This window comes from Nonomuraea sp. NPDC049625 (assembly GCF_040675285.1).
Lineage (GTDB): Bacteria > Actinomycetota > Actinomycetes > Streptosporangiales > Streptosporangiaceae > Nonomuraea > Nonomuraea angiospora_A.
This window is the reverse complement of record NZ_JBFAOQ010000013.1, coordinates 47,224-64,193: the sequence shown is the minus strand read 5'-3', so window position 1 is coordinate 64,193 and position 16,970 is coordinate 47,224. Positions and strand designations below refer to the sequence as shown.

General features: G+C 71.9%; 18 protein-coding genes. 13 read left to right on the top strand and 5 right to left on the bottom strand.

Going from position 1 to position 16,970, the window contains the following annotated elements:
- Positions 1–58 precede the first annotated feature (58 nt).
- From leuC to AB0J87_RS42655, 4 genes are all read left to right on the top strand, one after another.
- Positions 59–1,444: a 3-isopropylmalate dehydratase large subunit gene (leuC, locus tag AB0J87_RS42670; RefSeq protein WP_363976038.1), complete on the top strand. Its 1,386-nt coding sequence runs from the start codon at positions 59–61 to the stop codon at positions 1,442–1,444.
- A gap of 14 nt (positions 1,445–1,458) precedes the next feature.
- The gene (leuD, locus tag AB0J87_RS42665; RefSeq protein WP_363976035.1) at positions 1,459–2,046 is read left to right on the top strand and encodes a 3-isopropylmalate dehydratase small subunit; all 588 of its coding nucleotides are present in this window, start codon (positions 1,459–1,461) and stop codon (positions 2,044–2,046) included.
- Positions 2,025–2,252: a hypothetical protein gene (locus tag AB0J87_RS42660; protein ID WP_355208881.1), complete on the top strand. Its 228-nt coding sequence runs from the start codon at positions 2,025–2,027 to the stop codon at positions 2,250–2,252. The genes leuD and AB0J87_RS42660 overlap by 22 nt, the downstream gene beginning before the upstream one ends.
- Before the next feature lie 99 nt (positions 2,253–2,351).
- Positions 2,352–2,651, top strand: coding sequence for an HU family DNA-binding protein (locus AB0J87_RS42655; protein ID WP_350729708.1), 300 nt, complete (start codon positions 2,352–2,354; stop codon positions 2,649–2,651).
- 91 nt (positions 2,652–2,742) lie between these two features.
- Here the strand turns inward: AB0J87_RS42655 and AB0J87_RS42650 are convergent, their stop codons facing one another.
- Positions 2,743–2,982, bottom strand: a complete 240-nt coding sequence (locus AB0J87_RS42650) for a hypothetical protein (protein WP_350729709.1) — start codon at positions 2,980–2,982, stop codon at positions 2,743–2,745.
- 57 nt (positions 2,983–3,039) lie between these two features.
- On the opposite strand from AB0J87_RS42650, the gene AB0J87_RS42645 reads away from it, so the two are divergent.
- Complete coding sequence (locus AB0J87_RS42645; RefSeq protein WP_363976030.1) at positions 3,040–4,248, top strand: MFS transporter; 1,209 nt, start codon at positions 3,040–3,042, stop codon at positions 4,246–4,248.
- A 109-nt stretch (positions 4,249–4,357) separates the two neighbouring features.
- On the opposite strand, the gene cofC is transcribed toward AB0J87_RS42645, so the two are convergent.
- Positions 4,358–4,993, bottom strand: a complete 636-nt coding sequence (gene cofC, locus AB0J87_RS42640; protein ID WP_363976027.1) for a 2-phospho-L-lactate guanylyltransferase — start codon at positions 4,991–4,993, stop codon at positions 4,358–4,360.
- A gap of 80 nt (positions 4,994–5,073) precedes the next feature.
- Between cofC and AB0J87_RS42635 the strand changes: the two genes are divergently transcribed.
- The 3 genes from AB0J87_RS42635 to AB0J87_RS42625 all read left to right on the top strand — a co-directional run bounded on the left by AB0J87_RS42635 (position 5,074) and on the right by AB0J87_RS42625 (position 7,966).
- Positions 5,074–5,784 carry a lysophospholipid acyltransferase family protein gene (locus AB0J87_RS42635; RefSeq protein WP_363976024.1) on the top strand — a complete coding sequence of 237 codons (711 nt, stop codon included), beginning with the start codon at positions 5,074–5,076 and terminating at the stop codon, positions 5,782–5,784.
- Between the two features lie 4 nt (positions 5,785–5,788).
- Positions 5,789–6,799, top strand: coding sequence for an NAD(P)H-dependent glycerol-3-phosphate dehydrogenase (locus AB0J87_RS42630; protein WP_363976021.1), 1,011 nt, complete (start codon positions 5,789–5,791; stop codon positions 6,797–6,799).
- A 72-nt stretch (positions 6,800–6,871) separates the two neighbouring features.
- Entirely contained in the window at positions 6,872–7,966 is a 1,095-nt protein-coding gene (locus tag AB0J87_RS42625) for a D-alanine--D-alanine ligase family protein (protein WP_363976018.1), read from the top strand.
- A gap of 10 nt (positions 7,967–7,976) precedes the next feature.
- Here AB0J87_RS42625 and AB0J87_RS42620 read toward each other — a convergent pair whose 3' ends face one another.
- The gene (locus AB0J87_RS42620) at positions 7,977–8,408 is read right to left on the bottom strand and encodes a DUF3515 family protein (RefSeq protein WP_350729718.1); all 432 of its coding nucleotides are present in this window, start codon (positions 8,406–8,408) and stop codon (positions 7,977–7,979) included.
- 13 nt (positions 8,409–8,421) lie between these two features.
- Positions 8,422–8,655 carry an Lrp/AsnC ligand binding domain-containing protein gene (locus AB0J87_RS42615; protein WP_106249262.1) on the bottom strand — a complete coding sequence of 78 codons (234 nt, stop codon included), beginning with the start codon at positions 8,653–8,655 and terminating at the stop codon, positions 8,422–8,424.
- Between the two features lie 47 nt (positions 8,656–8,702).
- On the opposite strand from AB0J87_RS42615, the gene AB0J87_RS42610 reads away from it, so the two are divergent.
- The 3 genes from AB0J87_RS42610 (at position 8,703) to thiD (ending at position 12,366) form a co-directional block, all read left to right on the top strand.
- A complete protein-coding gene (locus AB0J87_RS42610; protein WP_363976013.1) occupies positions 8,703–9,668 on the top strand; it encodes a thiamine-phosphate kinase in 966 nt (321 codons plus the stop codon).
- Positions 9,669–9,937: 269 nt separating this feature from the next.
- On the top strand, positions 9,938–11,554 hold the full coding sequence (locus tag AB0J87_RS42605) for a hypothetical protein (RefSeq protein WP_363976010.1): 1,617 nt from the start codon (positions 9,938–9,940) through the stop codon (positions 11,552–11,554).
- Positions 11,555–11,562: 8 nt separating this feature from the next.
- Positions 11,563–12,366 carry a bifunctional hydroxymethylpyrimidine kinase/phosphomethylpyrimidine kinase gene (thiD, locus tag AB0J87_RS42600; RefSeq protein WP_363976007.1) on the top strand — a complete coding sequence of 268 codons (804 nt, stop codon included), beginning with the start codon at positions 11,563–11,565 and terminating at the stop codon, positions 12,364–12,366.
- 79 nt (positions 12,367–12,445) lie between these two features.
- Here thiD and rpmB read toward each other — a convergent pair whose 3' ends face one another.
- Positions 12,446–12,631 carry a 50S ribosomal protein L28 gene (rpmB, locus tag AB0J87_RS42595; RefSeq protein WP_043618345.1) on the bottom strand — a complete coding sequence of 62 codons (186 nt, stop codon included), beginning with the start codon at positions 12,629–12,631 and terminating at the stop codon, positions 12,446–12,448.
- A 207-nt stretch (positions 12,632–12,838) separates the two neighbouring features.
- On the opposite strand from rpmB, the gene AB0J87_RS42590 reads away from it, so the two are divergent.
- Together AB0J87_RS42590 and recG are read left to right on the top strand one after the other, a co-directional pair.
- The gene (locus AB0J87_RS42590) at positions 12,839–14,386 is read left to right on the top strand and encodes a DAK2 domain-containing protein (RefSeq protein WP_363976004.1); all 1,548 of its coding nucleotides are present in this window, start codon (positions 12,839–12,841) and stop codon (positions 14,384–14,386) included.
- A 49-nt stretch (positions 14,387–14,435) separates the two neighbouring features.
- Positions 14,436–16,613, top strand: a complete 2,178-nt coding sequence (recG, locus tag AB0J87_RS42585) for an ATP-dependent DNA helicase RecG (RefSeq protein WP_363976001.1) — start codon at positions 14,436–14,438, stop codon at positions 16,611–16,613.
- The last annotated feature ends 357 nt before the right edge of the window (positions 16,614–16,970 follow it).

The window sequence follows — 16,970 nt, the reverse complement described above, 5'->3', positions numbered from 1 at the left end:
CGGGACCGGGCCTGAGCAAGCGGTGCGATGGCGCACCGCGAACAAACAGGAGGAGATCATGGGCCGCACACTGGCCGAGAAGGTCTGGGAGCAGCACGTAGTCCGGCGTGCCGAGGGCGAACCGGACCTGCTCTATATCGACCTGCACCTCATTCACGAGGTGACCAGCCCGCAGGCGTTCGACGGGCTCCGTCTCGCCGGCCGGAAGGTGCGGCGGCCCGATCTCACGATCGCCACCGAGGACCACAACGTGCCGACCGTGCTCGGCCCGATCTCCGACCCGGTGTCCAAGACGCAGGTCGAGACGCTGCGCAAGAACGCCGCCGAGTTCGGCATCAGGCTCCATCCGATGGGCGACGCCGGTCAGGGCGTGGTGCACATCATCGGCCCGCAGTTCGGGCTGACGCAGCCGGGCATGACGATCGTGTGCGGTGACTCCCACACCTCGACGCACGGCGCGTTCGGCGGCATCGCGTTCGGCATCGGCACCTCCGAGGTCGAGCACGTGCTGGCCACGCAGACGCTGCCCGCGTACCGGCCGAAGACGATGGCGATCGAGGTCTCCGGTGAGCTGCCCGCCGGCGTGACCGCCAAGGACCTGATCCTGGCCATCATCGCCAAGATCGGCACCGGCGGCGGCCAGGGTTACATCGTGGAGTACCGCGGCGAGGCCGTCCGCAAGCTCTCCATGGAGGGCCGCATGACGGTCTGCAACATGTCGATCGAGGCGGGCGCCCGCGCCGGCATGATCGCGCCGGACGAGACCACGTTCGAGTACCTGAAGGGCCGCCCGCACGCGCCCGAGGGCGAGGCGTGGGACCAGGCCGTCGCGTACTGGAAGACGCTGCGCACCGACGACGACGCCGTGTTCGACAAGGTCGTGGAGATCGACGCCACGACGCTGACCCCGTACGTCACGTGGGGCACCAACCCGGGCCAGGGCCTGCCGCTGGGCGAGTCCGTCCCGTCCCCGGAGAGCTTCTCCGACCCGGTCGAGCGCTCGGCCGCCGAGCGGGCGCTGGAGTACATGGGCCTGACCGCCGGCACGCCGCTGCGTGAGATCGAGGTCGACACCGTGTTCGTCGGCTCGTGCACCAACGGCCGCATCGAGGACCTGCGCTCGGCCGCCGAGATCCTGCGCGGCCGCCAGGTGAAGACCCGCACGCTGATCGTGCCCGGCTCGATGCTGGTCAAGGTGCAGGCCGAGCAGGAGGGCCTGCACGAGGTGTTCAAGGCTGCCGGCGCCGAGTGGCGCGAGGCCGGCTGCTCGATGTGCCTGGGCATGAACCCCGACACGCTCCAGCCCGGCGAGCGCAGCGCCTCCACCTCCAACCGCAACTTCGAGGGCCGCCAGGGCAAGGGTGGCCGCACCCACCTGGTGTCGCCGCAGGTCGCCGCCGCGACCGCCGTCACCGGCCGTCTGACCGCGCCCGCCGACCTGTAAGGAGACCTGGACCGATGGAAGCATTCACCACCCACACCGGTACGGCGGTGCCGCTGCGCCGCAGCAACGTCGACACCGACCAGATCATCCCGGCCGTCTGGCTCAAGCAGGTCAGCCGCACCGGGTTCGAGAAGGGCCTGTTCGCGGCCTGGCGCGAGGACCCGACGTTCGTGCTGAACGACCCGTCCTACGAGGGCGGCTCGATCCTCGTCTCCGGCCCCGACTTCGGCACCGGCTCCTCGCGCGAGCACGCGGTCTGGGCGCTGCAGCAGTACGGGTTCCGCGTCGTGATCGCCGCCCGCTTCGGCGACATCTTCCGCAACAACTCCACGAAGATGGGCCTGCTGCCGGTCATCCTGCCGGGCGACAAGGTCGAGGCGCTGCAGTCGGCCGTCGAGGCGGACCCGAAGCTCGAGGTCACCGTCGACCTGGTCGAACGCCAGGTCCGCTGGGCCGATGAGGCCGTGTCGTTCGAGATCGACGACTACACCCGCTGGCGGCTCATGGAGGGCCTCGACGACATCGGGCTGACCCTGCGTCACGCCGACGATGTGGCGTCGTACGAGAATGGTCGGCAGCCATGGCTGCCGACGACCGTCTAGAAGACGACGAACTGGCGCGGCGGTTGCGCGAGGCGCACCGCCGCGTCCGCATGCTTCCCCCAGCCGAGAAGGACCGGCTGGCCCGCCGCTACCTCGCGATTTGCGATCTGGCGAAGCGTGACCCGGAAAGGGCCGCCGCCCGACTCGACGCCTTTCTGGCCTCTCTCGACACGCCACGTAGTGAGGAAAACGCGCTAGGTGATTGAGTTCACCGGCGATCCCGCCTACTTTCAAGCCCGTAAGGGGTTTCTAGGGCGAACTCATGAGCTGGAACCCCGAGCCGTAACTGGGGGAGCAGGACTTTCATGAACAAGCGAGAACTCGTCGAGGCCATCGCTGATCGGGTTGGCGACAGGAAGACGGCCACCGAGGCCGTGAACGCGGTCATCGACACCATCCAGAAGGCCGTGGCGAGCGGCGACAAGGTCTCGATCACGGGCTTCGGCGCATTCGAGATGGTGAACAAGCCCGCCCGCACGGCCAGGAACCCGTCGACCGGCGCGGAAATCAACGTCCCCGAGAGCTGGGGGCCGAAGTTCCGCCCGGGATCCGACTTCAAGGAACTGGTCAACCAGGGCGGCAAGAAAGCCGGAAAGAAGAAGTAAACCCAGCACGCGCTTCCGCCCGGGCCATCGGCCCGGGCGTTTCGCATTTCGGCCCGCAATCGGCCGGGCCGCGACCCGGCAAAAGGGCCTGTTACTCGGAATCGCCCGCCGGCGGGCGGCCGCGGAAGGCGTCCGGGACCGGGAAGGTCGAGAGCGTGATGTAGGCGATCTCCTCGCCGGACATCCCGATGTTGACCCGCTGTCCCGTGCGCAGCAGCCGCAGCGGCCCCGCGTCGAAGGCGGACGTGCCGAACTCCAGCACGGTCCCGTCGTCGAGGAACACCGTCCCCGAGCGCGTGGCCTCGTCGAAGCTGCGTACCGTTCCCTGCACGCTGATCAGCGTAATTCGTTTGCCCCTTGCCCGGCCAGGCGGCAAAGATCGAGAGACATGGGACGTACGGGCGATTTCTGGCGGTTCGCGTGGGCGAACGCCATCACGCAGTTGGGCACGCAGGTCACGGTCGTGGCCCTGCCCCTGGCGGCGCTCCTCGCCCTGGACGCCGGAGCCTTCCAGCTCGGCCTGCTGTCGGCGGCCCAGATGCTCGCCTTCCTGCTGATCGGGCTGCCCGCGGGCGTGTGGGTGGACCGGTCGCGGCGCCGCCCGATCCTCATCTGGTCCGACCTCGCGCGTGGCGTGGCGCTGCTGTCGGTCCCGGTGGCGGCCTGGCTCGACGTGCTGACGCTGCCGCAGCTGTACGCGGTCGCCCTGGTGCTGGGCGTGGGCACGGTCTTCTTCGACGTCGCCCACATGAGCTTCCTGCCCGCCATCGTGACCAAGGAGCGCCTCGAACGCGGCAACGGCGTCCTGGAGGTCACCAGGAACACCTCGCTGCTCGCCGGACCGGGCGTCGGCGGCTGGGCGGTGGCCGTGTTCACCGCGCCGATCGCGCTGCTCGCCGACGCCGTCAGCTACCTCCTCTCCGCGTTCCTGCTGTGGGGCGTGCGCGCCGAGGAGAGCCCGCGGCGCGGCGAGCGGAGGCTGCGCCAGGAGGTGGCGGAGGGCATCAGGTTCGTCGCGGGAGAGCGGGTGCTGCGCAGGGTCGCGATCGTGGGCGCGCTCGTCATGGCGGCCAACGGCATCGCGGCCGTCGGACTGCCGCTCTACCTGGTCAAGGAGCTGGGGGTCGGCTCCGCCCAGTACGGGCTGCTGCTGTCGGCCGCCGCCGTCGGCTCCCTCGTGGGCGCCGCGCTGGTGGCCCGCCTCACCGCGCGCTTCGGCAGCGGCCCCACCCTGTACGGCTCCGCCGTCCTGGCGGCCGTGCTCTACCTGCCCGCGCTGGCGACCGGCCCCGGTTGGCAGCTGCTGATCTTCCCGGCCGCCTCGTCGCTGTTCGGCGCGGTCAGCTCGATCTTCGGCGTGGCCCAGCTCAGCTACCGCCAGCGCATCACGCCCGACCACCTGATGGGCCGGGTCAACGCCAGCATGCGCTTCCTGATGTGGGGGGCGTACCCGCTGGGCGGGCTGGTCGGCGGCGCGTTGGGGGAGTGGCTCGGCGGCTACGCGGCCTTCGCCGCGGCCGTGGCCCTGATGAGCCTGGCGCACCTGGCGGTGGCGACCTCGCCCGCCATCATGAAGACCTCCGCGAGCACTTCATGAGCCCGCGGCAGGAAAACCGGAGCCCAGCCGTCTCATGAGCCCTCGGCAGGAAGACGGGAACCCAGCTGTCTCATGAGCCCGCGGCAGGAGAAGACCGGACCCAGCCGTCTCATGAGCCGGGCCACAGCTCGGCGACCACCGCGGCCGTGTGGCGGCCGAGGCCCAGCGCGATCGCCGCGCGCAGGTCGTCGGGCGTGTCCACGTCCCGCCGCACCGAGTCGATCCCCGTCAGGCACAGCTCCTTGGCCCCGCCCGCCAGGTGCTTGGCCCGCGACTCCCCGCCGAACCTCGGCGTGAACGGCATCCCCGGCCGCACCCCGTAGAAGGTCGTCCCGACGTCGAGCGCGTCCGGCACGAAGGACTGGTCGAACTCGGCGGCGGCCTCCAGCGCCGTCCCCAGCTCCGGCGACCGCAGGGCGGGCAGGTCCGCCTGGAGCGCCCCGACCGCGTCGCCCGGCGCGACGCGTACGGCATGGGCGGCCCCGGTGCGCAGGGCGGTGTTCAGGCCGCGGTCCGGGTCGGGCACCACCTCGGCCCCCAGCGCGCCCAGGGGCCCGGCCGCGGCGGGATCGGCCGTCACCACGATCACCCGGGCGACCCGCGCGCACGAGAGCGCCGCCGCCACCGTGTCACTCGCCACGGCCACGGCCAGCCTGGTCCGGTGCGGGCCCGTGGCCGCCGCCAGCCTCGTCTTCGCCGCGACCAGCGTCTTCACCGGGATGACCAGGGACCAGCGGATGCTCATAGTCTTAAGCATCCCGCCTCGACATCCCGCGCGGCCAACCGGGAGACTTGGGGCGCATCCCGTACGTGTTGGAGGAGACCATGAGCCGCCCCGCGCGACCATCGCGTTTCTGGGAAACCCTGGCAGTCGTCATCGTGAAACCGCTGTCCTGGCTCCTGGTCAAGAGGGACTGGCGTCGTGGGGAGCGCATCCCGCGCACCGGCGGCGTGATCATCGCGACCAATCACCTCTCCTGGACTGATCCTGTCCTGCTGTCGCACTTCCTCTACAACAACGGGCGCTGGCCGGTAATCCTGGCCAAGGCCGCTCTGTTCAAGGTGCCGTTCCTGGGCAGGGCGGTGACGGGGCTCCTGGCCATCCCCGTCGACCGGGGCAGCGCCGAGGCGGCGAAGTCCCTGCACATCTCGGCCCAGCGGCTCGAGGCCGGCGCCGCGATCCTGTTCTACCCCGAGGGCACCTGCACCCGCGATCCCGACCTGTGGCCCATGGTGGGCAAGACGGGCGCGGCCCGGCTGGCGCTGGAGAGCGGCGCGCCGGTCATCCCGGTGGCCCACTGGGGCGCGCATGAGTTGCTGCCGTACGGGGAGAAGAAGCCCAGGCTGTTCCCGCGCAAGACGTTCCGCGTGACGGTGGGCCCACCGGTGGACCTGTCGAAGTACCAGGGCCGGCCGCTGCAGGCGGAGGTGTTGCGCGCGGCGACGGCCGACATCACGGCCGCGATCACCCAGCAGCTCGCCGAGCTGCGTGGCGAGAAGGCCCCCGAGACTCCCTACGATCCGGCCAAGGAGTGATGGCATGACAAAGGTGGCCGTTTTCGGGACGGGCTCGTGGGGGACCACGTTCGCGACGATCCTGGCCGAGGCAGGCAACGAGGTCATGCTCTGGGGCCGCAGACGGGAGCTGGTCGAGGCGATCGACCGCGACCACGTCAACCCCGACTACCTGCCGGGCCTCCCCCTCCCGGAGAAGCTGCGCGCCACGACCGACCCGGCCCGGGCGCTCGAAGGGGCCGAGTTCGTGGTGCTGGCGGTGCCGTCGCAGCAGTTGCGGCCCAACCTGGCCGCCTGGCGCGAGCACATCCCGCCGAACGCCGTCCTGGTGAGCCTGATGAAGGGCATCGAGCTGGGCACGACCAAGCGGATGAGCGAGGTGATCCGCGAGGTCGCCGAGGTGCCCGAGGAGCGGGTCGCGGTCGTCTCAGGCCCCAACCTGGCCAAGGAGATCGCCGAACGCCAGCCCGCCGCCACCGTCGTCGCCTGCACCGACGAGTCGGTCGCCGCCCGGCTGCAGGCGATCTGCCACCTGCCGCCGTGGTTCCGCCCGTACACCAACCACGACGTGGTCGGCGTGGAGCTGGGCGGCGCGGTGAAGAACGTGATCGCCCTGGCCGTGGGCGTCTCCGCGGGCATGGGCATGGGCGACAACGTCGGCGCCATGCTCATCACCAGGGGGCTGGCCGAGATCTCCCGCCTGGGCGCGGCCCTGGGGGCCGACCAGCACACGTTCGCGGGGCTCGCGGGCATGGGGGACCTCGTGGCGACCTGCACGTCGCCGCTGTCGCGCAACCGCACCTTCGGCGAGAACCTGGGCAGGGGCATGACCCTCGCCGAGGTCGTGGCCGCCACCAAGCAGACCGCCGAGGGCGTGAAGTCCTGCGAGTCCGTGCTGGAGCTGGCCAGGAAGCACGATGTCGAGATGCCGATCACCGAGGTCGTCGTCGGGGTCGTCCACGACGGCATGTCCCCGGCGGAGGCGGGCATGTTGCTCATGTCCCGATCGCCCAAACCGGAGCGGTACGGCGTGTAAGGATGGGAGAAAGTCCTGATTACGGCGTGCTCGGCTCGCTGTGACCCGGACACCCCGGTAGATTCGGACACCATGAGCAAGCCACGCGTCGCCGTTGTTTTCGGAGGCCGCAATTCGGAGCACGCCGTGTCCCTGATGGGCGCGGGCAGTGTGCTGGATGCGATCGACAGGAGCAAGTACGAGGTGATCCCCATCGGGATCGCCCAGGACGGCAGGTGGGTGCTGGCGGCTTCGGACCAGCGGTTCGCCATCGAGTCGGGCGAGCTGCCGGTCGTCGACACCTCGGGCGCGGCGCTGGCGCTGCCGTCCGGTGGGAGTTCGCTGGTGGCGTACGACCCCGGCAGCATCCCCGTGGAGCTCGGCTCGGTGGACGTGGTGTTCCCCGTGATGCACGGCCCGTTCGCCGAGGACGGCACCATCCAGGGACTGCTCGAGATGGCCGGGGTGCGCTATGTCGGCTCGGGCGTGCTGGCCAGCGCGGTGGGCATGGACAAGGCCCACATGAAGACCGTCATGGCCGCCGCCGGGCTGCCGATCGGCCGCCACGTCGTCGTACGCGACCGCGACTGGCGGCTCGACCGCGACCGCGTGCTGAAGGAGGCGGAGGGGCTCGGCTGGCCGGTGTTCGTCAAGCCCGCCAGGGCCGGGTCCTCGCAGGGCATCTCCAAGGCCCACGACCTGGGCGAGCTGGAGGCGGCCGTCGAGGTCGCCAGGCAGCACGACCCCAAGGTGCTCATCGAGGCCGCCATCGTCGGCCGCGAGATCGAGTGCGCGGTGCTGGAGTCGCTCGGCGACGAGCCCGCGGTCGCGTCGCGGCCCGGCGAGGTGAAGGTCGAGGGCGGCCAGGAGTTCTTCGACTTCGAGGCGAAGTACTACCCGGACCAGATGTCGCTCACCGTGCCCGCCGACCTCCCCGAGGAGGCGGCCGAGCAGCTGCGGGCCATGGCGGTGCGCGCGTTCGAGGCGCTCGACTGCGAGGGGCTCGCGCGGGTCGACTTCTTCTACACGCCCGAGGGCCACCTGATCTTCAACGAGATCAACACCATGCCCGGGTTCACGTCGCTGTCGGTGGCGCCGCAGCTCTGGGCCGCCTCGGGGCTGGACTACCCGGCGCTGGTCGACCGGCTCATCCAGCTCGCGCTGTCGCGCTCGGCGGGCCTGCGTTGAGATCGCGCGGTCACTGGGACGAGGGCGAGACCTGGGCGATCGGCTTCGACAGGTCCGCCAGCACCTCGGCGGCCACGTGCTCGCCGCCGACCGTGACCTCCACGTAGGCCGCGTCCGTGACCGCGGTGAACAACGTGGGCCTGTCGGGGTCGGCGAACCAGCCCACCCCGCCGATCTCCTGGAGCTGGTCGGTGGGTGCCATCCTGGCCGGCCTGGGCACGCCGCAGCGCAGCGCGATGACCCCGTCGCCCCAGACGGCCACGTACGGCGACTCGGGCGTGGACGTGCCACGCCGGTCGCCGTCGAGCGTCTGGGGCAGCAGCGTCGCCAGCTTGCCGCAGGCCGTCACCGCCTCACCCGTCGGTTTGGGCGGCTCCACCTGTACGGTGCCGCCGCAACCGGCGAGCGCGAGGAGAACGAGCAGGGCGGCGGCGGCACGCATGCGACGACTACCTTTAAATGTGGACGATCGGACACGTAAGAGTACGCGTGATCCCTTCCACCGCCTGAATCTGTGCCACCACGAGCTTGCCCAGCTCGTCGACGTTGTTGGCCTCCGCGCGCACGATCACGTCGTAGGGCCCCGTCACGTCTTCCGCTTGAGTGACCCCGGGAATCCCGGAAATCTCGCGAGCCACGGCAGCGGCCTTGCCGACCTCGGTCTGGATAAGGATGTAGGCCTGCACCATCACGTCCTCCCGGGCGATTGGATCACGCCGAAGGGCCACCGTACCCTGTGTGCGTCAGGAGGTGCGTCATCACAGTCGGAGATCTCGGCGAATTCGGAGTGATAAATCGGATTACCGGTCGTCTGCCCCAGGGTGCGGCGGTAATGCTCGGTCCGGGTGACGACGCCGCCGTGGTCAGCGCGCCTGACGGCCGGGTTGTGGTCTCAACGGATTTGCTGATCGAGGGTAGACATTTTCGGCGGGATTGGTCCAGCGGTTACGACGTGGGTCGTAAGGCCGCCGCCCAGAACCTCGCCGACGTGGCCGCCATGGGCGCCGTGCCGACGTCCCTCGTGGTCGGGCTGGGCATGCCCGCCGACCTGCCGCTGGCGTGGCTCGACGGGCTGACGGACGGGTTCCGCGACGAGTGCGCGGTGGTCGGGGCGAGCGTCGCCGGGGGCGACATCACGCGGTGCGACCTGGTGGTCATCGGGGTGACCGCGCTGGGCGACCTGGGCGGGCGGGCTCCCGTGACGCGCTCCGGCGCCCGGCCCGGGCAGGTCGTGGCGGTGACCGGGCGGCTGGGCTATGCCGCCGCCGGGTGGGCGCTGCTGGAGGCGGGCGTGCCGGAGAACCCCGTCCTGGAGGAGGTCGTGGTCGCGCATCGGCGGCCCAGCCCTCCGTACGCGATGGGGCCGGGGGCGGCCGAGCTGGGCGCGAGCGCGATGCTGGACGTCAGCGACGGGCTGCTGCAGGACCTCGGCCACGTCGCCGAGGCCAGTGGCGTGCGCATCGAGCTGGATCCGCGGGCCTTCGCCGTGGGGGAGCCGGTTTCGGTCGCGGCCAAGGAACTTGGGGTCGATCCGCTGGAGTGGGTGCTCACGGGTGGTGAGGATCACGCGCTGGCCGCGGTCTTCCCCGCAGAGGTGAGTTTGCCGCCGTCGTGGCAGGTCGTGGGCCGGGTGATCGAGGGCGAAGGTGTGCTGGTTCATGGGCGTGAGATAGGCCACCGTGGGTGGGATCACTTTCGGTGATGACTTGTCCCGATTTGAGTGACATTTTCCGGATTTGTGGTGGGACTCCGGGGATTGCTGTGACAACGGTGTCGCAAAGGTGTTATGAAGATTGGCGGCCACTGTAACCGCGAGAAAGGGCAGCCATGGGCCGCCACGGCACAGGTGGATCCGACGACGGGGATGAACGGGGGAACAACAGCGCATTCTGGGGTCCTGACGAGCAGGCCGAGCCGCCCGGCTGGCCTTCGCTGCCGGACGAACCCGAGGTGACGGGCCAGTGGGCTCCCATGCCGCGGCGCACTGACGGACCGCTTCCGCGCGGGCCGCAGTCCGAGCCGTTCGAGACCACCGGTGCCTTCGCGCTGCCCAACAACTCCGACGGCGGCTTCCCCCCGGCCAACGACCCCGTGCATGGCTTCCCGCAGCCGGGTCCTGGGGAGGCCGGGCCGTTCGAGACGACGGGCGCCTTCGCCCGGCCGCCGGAGTGGGGCCAGCCGGGCGACCGCCCTTTTGACGCTCCCGGTCCCTTCGACGGGCCCATGGAGCGCACGGCCTTCTTCGACGGCCCCGGCAATCCGGGCGCACCCGCCGGGCGGGGCCCTTTCGACGCCGCGGCTCCCATGGAGGGGCCCGCCGAGCGTACGGCCTTCTTCGGCGGCCCGGACGCTCCGCCCGGCCCTGGAGGTCCGGGTCCGGCCGGCGGTCGAGGCCCCTTTGAGGCGTCTGGCCCCTTTGACGGGCCCATGGAGCGTACGGCCTTCTTCGACGGCCCCGACGTGCCGGGTGGCGCCTTCGGCGGACCACCTCCCGGCGACCGGCCCGGGCCCTTCGACGGGCCGTTCGACGGGCCCGGTGACCGTACCGGCGCGGTGCCCATGTCGGCCGGCCCGCCCGAGCCCGGGGACGTCAAGGTGGCCGGGGAGCCCACGGCCGTGCAGGCGCCCGCCTGGGCGAACGCCGAGACCGGCTTCCTCGCCTCCGACTGGGCGGCCGACCCCGGCCTCGACGAGCCGGACGAGCCCAAGGGCCGCCGCGGGCGCCGTAAGGGCGGACGCGGCGGCGGCGACGTGCTCACCGCCCCCCCGTCGTCGGGTGGCGGCAAGGGCCGGGTCGCGCTGCTGTCGGTCGCGGCGGTCGCCGTGGTGCTCGGCGGCACCGTGGCGGGCGTCAAGTTCATGAGCTCGTCGGGTACGCCCGACAAGTGCGCGGGCGCGACCTGCGCCGCCGTCCAGGCGACGAACAACCAGCCGGGTCCCGCGGCCTCCCAGCCGACCGAAGAGGAGACCACGCCGGAGGAGGAGCCGTCCGAGGAGGAGTCGGCGGACGAGGAGCCGACGACGTCCAAGACCCCGGCGCCGACGGCCTCGTACAGCGCCCGTACGCCCCCGCGCCGCACCGCCTCCGCGACGCCGACGCCCACCAAGACCAAGGTGAAGACGTCCGCGAAGCCGACGAAGGAGCCGACGCCGCCCGTCGAGGAGCTCGCCACCGAGACGCCGACCGAGGAGCCTTCGACGCTGGACGACGGCGACACCGGCGGGGGGACCAGCAGCGGCGGCAGCACCCCGCTCCCGACCTCCACGAACACGTTCGGGTCCGGCCAGGGCGGCGCGATGAACATCAAGCAGACCATCAAGCAGCGGGTGCTCAGCTACCAGGCCGACATGACGCTCTCGAACACCTCTGGGGAGACGCTGGAGAACCCGACGGTCTCCGTCCCGGTCGAAGGCAAGGTCATGGCCGTGACCGGCGCCCAATGGACGCAGGACGGCGATCTGCTGATCCTCGACCTGTCGGCGTCGCTGTCGGCCGGTGACTCGGTGAACGTCTCGTTCACCGCCACGGGCGAGGGCCAGAAGGCCGCCAACTGCGGGCTGGTCAGCGGGGACTGCGCCATCAGCTGAGTGGTTGGATGGGGGACATGACGGTTTCGACCCCTCCACGCGTGCTGACCGTCGCCGGCTCCGACTCCGGGGGCGGCGCGGGCATCCAGGCCGACCTGAAGACCATGCTCGCCATGGGCGTCCACGGCATGAGCGTCATCGCGGCGGTGACGGCTCAGAACTCCCTGGGCGTCCAGGGCTACTGGGAGCTGCCACCCGAGGCCGTACGCGCGCAGCTCGACTCGGTCCTGGGCGACATCGGCGCCCAGGCGGTGAAGACCGGCATGCTGGCCTCCCCCGCGCTGGTCGAGGTCGTGGCCGACGCGCTCGGCTCGTACGCCGCGCCCGTGATCGTGGACCCCGTGGGGGTGTCGAAGCACGGCGACCCGCTGCTCGCGCCCGAGGCCGTCGACACGCTGCGGACGCGGCTGCTGCCCGTGGCCACCGTGGTGACGCCGAACCTGTGGGAGGTGGAGCAGCTCACCTCCGTCAAGGTGGAGGACGAGGGCGGGCTGCGGGCGGCGGCCGAGGCCGTTCTGGAGCTCGGGCCCAGGTGGGCGCTGATCAAGGGCGGCCATCTGCCGGGCGCGCCCGTGGACCTGCTCACGGACGGCACGGCCGAATACCGCTTCGCCGCCGAGCGCCTCGACAACCGCCACACCCACGGCACGGGCTGCACGCTGGCCTCGGCGATCGCCTCCCGGCTCGCGCTGGGCGACGACGTGCCGGAGGCGGTGGGGAAGGCGAAGGAGTACGTGACGGGCGCGATCGCGCGGGGTTTCCCTCTGGGAAGCGGCATCGGCCCGGTGGACCACGCCTGGCGCTGGCGCTGACGCTCGGGCCTCAGGGGCCCGAAAACGCGTAAGCCCGCAACTCCCTCGGGAGCTACGGGCTTACGCGAAAGTGTGGGACCTAGCGGGTGACCTTGCCCGCCTTGATGCACGAGGTGCACACGTTGAGCTTCTTCGGCGTGCCGCCGACGACCGCGCGGACCGTCTGGATGTTGGGGTTCCAACGACGACGGGTACGGCGGTGGGAGTGGGACACGTTGTTGCCGAAGGTCGGGCCCTTGCGGCAGACATCGCAGACGGAAGCCACGGTTCGCTCCTTAAAACAGTCGATGTAGCCCTGTCCGCTGATGCTTTCCGGGCGGAGGGCATGCCGGGACAACCGGCCAGCCAGACGAGAATATCCGATCCACACCGATGGGCGCGAACTGGAACGCTGGACCGGCGGTCCGGCGGCGATATTCTCCATCGACAACCGTAGCGCATTCGGGCCACGCCGGGAGCCGGGAGGGTGCAGATGAAGATCCTCGACCCGCCGGCGGTGCGCCGCTGGGCCCGCCTGGCCGCCGACGCGCTCGGCCGGGCCAGGACCGAGATCGACGCGCTGAACGTGTTCCCCGTGGCCGACGGCGACACCGGCACCAACCTGCACCTGACCATGCTGTCCGCGGCCGAGGCCGTCGAGTCGCTGCCCGACGACGTGGACGCGGCCGTGGTGTGGCAGACGCTCTCGTACGGCGCGCTCGTCGGGGCCCGCGGAAACTCCGGCGTGATCGTCAGCCAGGCGTTACGCGGCCTCGCCGAGGTGCTGAAGGACGGCTCCGACCTGCGGGCCGGGCTGCTCAGGGCCGCCGTGCTGGCCAGGGAGGCGGTGGCCAGGCCGGTGGAGGGCACGGTGCTGAGCGTGCTGGAGTCGGCCGCGCGAGCCGTACAGGACGTGGACGGGGGCGATCTGCGGGCGGTGGCGCGGCAGGCGGCGGGTGAGGCCCGCGCCGCGCTGCGCCGTACGCCTTCCCAGCTGGACGTGCTGGCCCGCAGCGGCGTGGTGGACGCGGGCGGCGCGGGCGCGGCGATCGTGCTGGAGACCCTGGCCTCCGTGATCACCGACTCCTACAGCGATCACTACGACGTGCCCGCGCCGACCTCGCGGGTCGCGCCGATGGCCGAGGTGGGGGCGGGGTACGAGGTGATGTACCTGCTGGACGCCGACGACGCCGCGGTGGCCGCGCTGCGCGAGGAGCTCGACGCCATGGGCGACTCGCTGGTCGTGGTCGGCGGCGGCGGGCTGTGGAACGTGCACGTCCACGTGGCCGAGGCCGGTCCCGCCGTGGAGGCCGGGCTGCGGGCCGGGCGGCCGCACCGGATCAGGATCACGTACCTGGCCGAACGCACCCACCGTGGCAGCGCGGGCCGGGGCGTGGTGGCGGTGGCCGCGGGGGACGGGATCGCGGCGCTGTTCGAGGAGTGCGGCGCGGTCGTGGTACGCCGCGAGCCCGGCACCCGGCCCACCCTGCCCGCCATGCTGGCCGCGATCAGGCAGGCGGGCAGCGAGGTCGCGGTCCTGCCGAACGACGAGGGCGTCAGGTCGGTCGCCGCCGCGGCCGCGGAGATCGCCCGCGAGGACGGGGCCGTGGTCAGCGTGCTGCCGACGAAGGCGACCGTGCAGGGGCTGGCGGCGCTGGCCGTACACGATCCGCTGCGCCGCTTCGACGACGACGTGGTGGCGATGACGGACGCGGCCGGGCACACGCGGTACGGACACGTGACGGTGGCGGACCGGGAGGCGATGACGAGCGCGGGCCTGTGCCGCCCCGGGGACGTGCTCGGCATGATCGACGGGGACGTCGCGGTGATCGGCGGCTCGCTCGACCGCGTGGCCACCGTGGTCGTGGACCGGATGGTGGCCGGCGGCGGCGAGCTGGTGACCTTGGTCACGGGCGCGCAGGCGCCGCCGGGGCTCGCCGCGCGGCTGGAGGAGCAGTTGCGCGGTACGCGGCCCGACGTGGATCTGGTCGTGTACGACGGCGAGCAGGGCGGCTATCCGCTCCTGATCGGCGTGGAGTGACACCGATGAACGGGATTCCTGTCGGGCCGACGCGGTAGAACTTAATGCCGTGAGCCGTTTCGACGAGCCTCTGACGAAGGCGCTCGACCCGAAGACCGCCAAGTTGCTGCACAGCGTGCTCGACCTGGAGACGGTCGGCGACCTGCTGCGCCACTATCCCCGGCGTTACGCCGAGCGCGGCGAGCTGACCACGCTCGACGCGCTGGAGGTCGACGAGCACGTCACCGTGGTCGGCGAGGTGACCAGGCTCATGCGCAAGCCCATGCGCAACCGCGGCGGCACCTGGCTGGAGGTCGAGGTCGTCGACGGCAACGGCAACAGGCTCTACCTGTCGTTCTTCGGCAAGGGCTCCCACGTGGCCGAGACGCGGCTCAAGCCCGGGCAGCGGGGCATGTTCGCGGGCAAGGTGGGGCTGTTCGGGGCGCGGTCGAAGCCGCGCTGGCAGCTCGCGCACCCGGAGTTCGAGCTGTTCGAGGAGGGCGAGGCGAACGCGGAGGAGTTCGCGGCGGCGCCGGTGCCGATCTATCCCGCGGGCAAGGACGTCACGCCGTGGGCGATCAGGCGCGCGGTCGGCGTCGTGCTCGACACGCTGGGCCCGCTCGACGACCCGCTGCCCGCCGAGCTGCGGGCCCGCCACGGGCTGCAGGATCTCGGCGAGGCGCTGGTGGGCATCCACCGGCCGAAGGACTTCGCCGAGGTGGGGCGGGCGCGCAAGCGGCTGAAGTTCGACGAGGCGTTCGTGCTGCAGGCCGTGCTGCTGCGGCGGCGCCGGGCCGCCACCGCCCTGCCCGCCAAGCCCAGGCCGAGGCGCGGCGACGGCCTGCTGACCGACTTCGACGGGCGGCTGCCGTTCTCGCTGACGGAGGGGCAGGCGCAGGTCGGCGAGGAGATCGCCGCCGACCTCGCGCTGGAGCACCCGATGCACCGGCTGCTGCAGGGCGAGGTCGGCGCGGGCAAGACGGTGGTGGCGCTGCGGGCGATGCTCCAGGTGGTCGACGCGGGCGGCCAGGCGGCGCTGCTGGCCCCCACGGAGGTGCTGGCCCAGCAGCATCACCGCTCGATCACCGGCATGCTCGGGGATCTGGCGCAGGGGGGCATGTTCGGGGGCACGTCGGTCACGCTGCTGACCGGCTCCATGGGCGCCGCCGCCCGCCGCGCGGCCCTGCTGGACGCCGCCTCGGGCACGGCGGGGATCGTCGTGGGCACGCACGCGCTGCTGCAGGAGCACGTGCAGTTCGCCGACCTGGGGCTGGTGGTGGTGGACGAGCAGCACCGGTTCGGGGTGGAGCAGCGCGACGCCCTGCGCGAGAAGGCGGCCGGCGGCCGTCCGCACGTGCTGGTCATGACGGCCACCCCGATCCCGCGCACGGTCGCCATGACCGTCTTCGGCGACCTGGAGATCTCGACGCTGTCCCAGCTCCCGTCGGGCCGCGCCCCCATCACCACGCACGTCGTCCCGGCCGCCGAGAAGCCCCACTACCTCGAACGCACCTGGCAGCGGGTGCGGGAGGAGGTGGCGCTGGGGCGGCAGGCGTACATCGTGTGCCCGCGCATCGGCGACCTGGAGGGCGACGAGGGCGACCTGGCGGCCGCCGCCGGCGACGACGACCGCCGCCCGCCGCTGGCGGTCCTCGACGTGGCCGAGCTCCTGAAGAGCGGCCCCTTCCACGACCTGCGGGTCGGCACGCTCCATGGCAAGCTCCCGCCGGAGGAGAAGGACGCGATCATGCGCTCCTTCACGCGGGGCGAGCTCGACGTCCTGGTGGCCACCACCGTCATCGAGGTCGGGGTCGACGTCCCCAACTCCTCCGTCATGATCATCATGGACGCCGACCGCTTCGGTGTCTCCCAGCTCCACCAGCTCCGCGGCCGCGTCGGCCGCGGCGGCCTCCCGGGGCTGTGCCTCCTGGTCTCCGACTTCTCCGAGGGCACGCCCGCCCGCGCCCGCCTCGACGCGGTCGCCACCACCCTGGACGGCTTCGAGCTGTCGCGCGTGGACCTGGAGCAACGGCGGGAGGGCGACGTTCTGGGGGCGGCGCAGTCGGGCAAGCGGTCGTCGCTGAAGCTGCTGCAGCTCCTGCGGGACGAGGACGTGATCGCCACGGCCCGCGACGAGGCCGCCGCCCTCCTGGAGGAGGATCCGGACCTGACGTCGTCCGAGGGGTTGCGGGCGGAGATCGCCCGACTGCTGGCGGACGAACGCGCGGAGTACTTGGAGAAGACCTGACCCCCATGGTCGTGACCGACTGAGCAGCCCCCGGGCCGGGGGGCAGCGTGCGGCGGTTACGGCGCTTACGGTCGTCCGGCGGCGCGCTGGGGATTCCGGCACCGGTGAGGCGGGGTGGTGTTCGGCGCGATGCGTGCGGCGGGCCGGGGCCGGGGTTGGTGGCGGCGAGGGGCGTGTGGCGCTTCGATGGCCAGGCCTGGGTGCCGGTGCGGGGAGGCGGCGTGGGGCGCTTCGGTGGCGCGGTGGGCAGCCTGCCGGCAGTGGAAAAGCCCAGCCGCGGGGACGGCCTCCCCCCGAATGCCGTCCCCGGCTGGGCCCACCCTCGGGTCAGGTGCCGAGGGAACCGGCGTGCGGAAG

Excerpts from the sequence above, each read along its gene's own strand:
- leuC (WP_363976038.1), top strand. The coding sequence starts at position 59 with ATGGGCCGCACACTGGCCGAGAAGGTCTGGGAGCAGCACGTAGTCCGG.
- leuD (WP_363976035.1), top strand. The coding sequence starts at position 1,459 with ATGGAAGCATTCACCACCCACACCGGTACGGCGGTGCCGCTGCGCCGC.
- AB0J87_RS42660 (WP_355208881.1), top strand. The coding sequence starts at position 2,025 with ATGGCTGCCGACGACCGTCTAGAAGACGACGAACTGGCGCGGCGGTTG.
- AB0J87_RS42655 (WP_350729708.1), top strand. The coding sequence starts at position 2,352 with ATGAACAAGCGAGAACTCGTCGAGGCCATCGCTGATCGGGTTGGCGAC.
- AB0J87_RS42645 (WP_363976030.1), top strand. The coding sequence starts at position 3,040 with ATGGGACGTACGGGCGATTTCTGGCGGTTCGCGTGGGCGAACGCCATC.
- cofC (WP_363976027.1), bottom strand. The coding sequence starts at position 4,993 with ATGAGCATCCGCTGGTCCCTGGTCATCCCGGTGAAGACGCTGGTCGCG.
- AB0J87_RS42635 (WP_363976024.1), top strand. The coding sequence starts at position 5,074 with ATGAGCCGCCCCGCGCGACCATCGCGTTTCTGGGAAACCCTGGCAGTC.
- AB0J87_RS42630 (WP_363976021.1), top strand. The coding sequence starts at position 5,789 with ATGACAAAGGTGGCCGTTTTCGGGACGGGCTCGTGGGGGACCACGTTC.
- AB0J87_RS42625 (WP_363976018.1), top strand. The coding sequence starts at position 6,872 with ATGAGCAAGCCACGCGTCGCCGTTGTTTTCGGAGGCCGCAATTCGGAG.
- AB0J87_RS42620 (WP_350729718.1), bottom strand. The coding sequence starts at position 8,408 with ATGCGTGCCGCCGCCGCCCTGCTCGTTCTCCTCGCGCTCGCCGGTTGC.
- AB0J87_RS42615 (WP_106249262.1), bottom strand. The coding sequence starts at position 8,655 with ATGGTGCAGGCCTACATCCTTATCCAGACCGAGGTCGGCAAGGCCGCT.
- AB0J87_RS42605 (WP_363976010.1), top strand. The coding sequence starts at position 9,938 with ATGCCGCGGCGCACTGACGGACCGCTTCCGCGCGGGCCGCAGTCCGAG.
- thiD (WP_363976007.1), top strand. The coding sequence starts at position 11,563 with ATGGGGGACATGACGGTTTCGACCCCTCCACGCGTGCTGACCGTCGCC.
- AB0J87_RS42590 (WP_363976004.1), top strand. The coding sequence starts at position 12,839 with ATGAAGATCCTCGACCCGCCGGCGGTGCGCCGCTGGGCCCGCCTGGCC.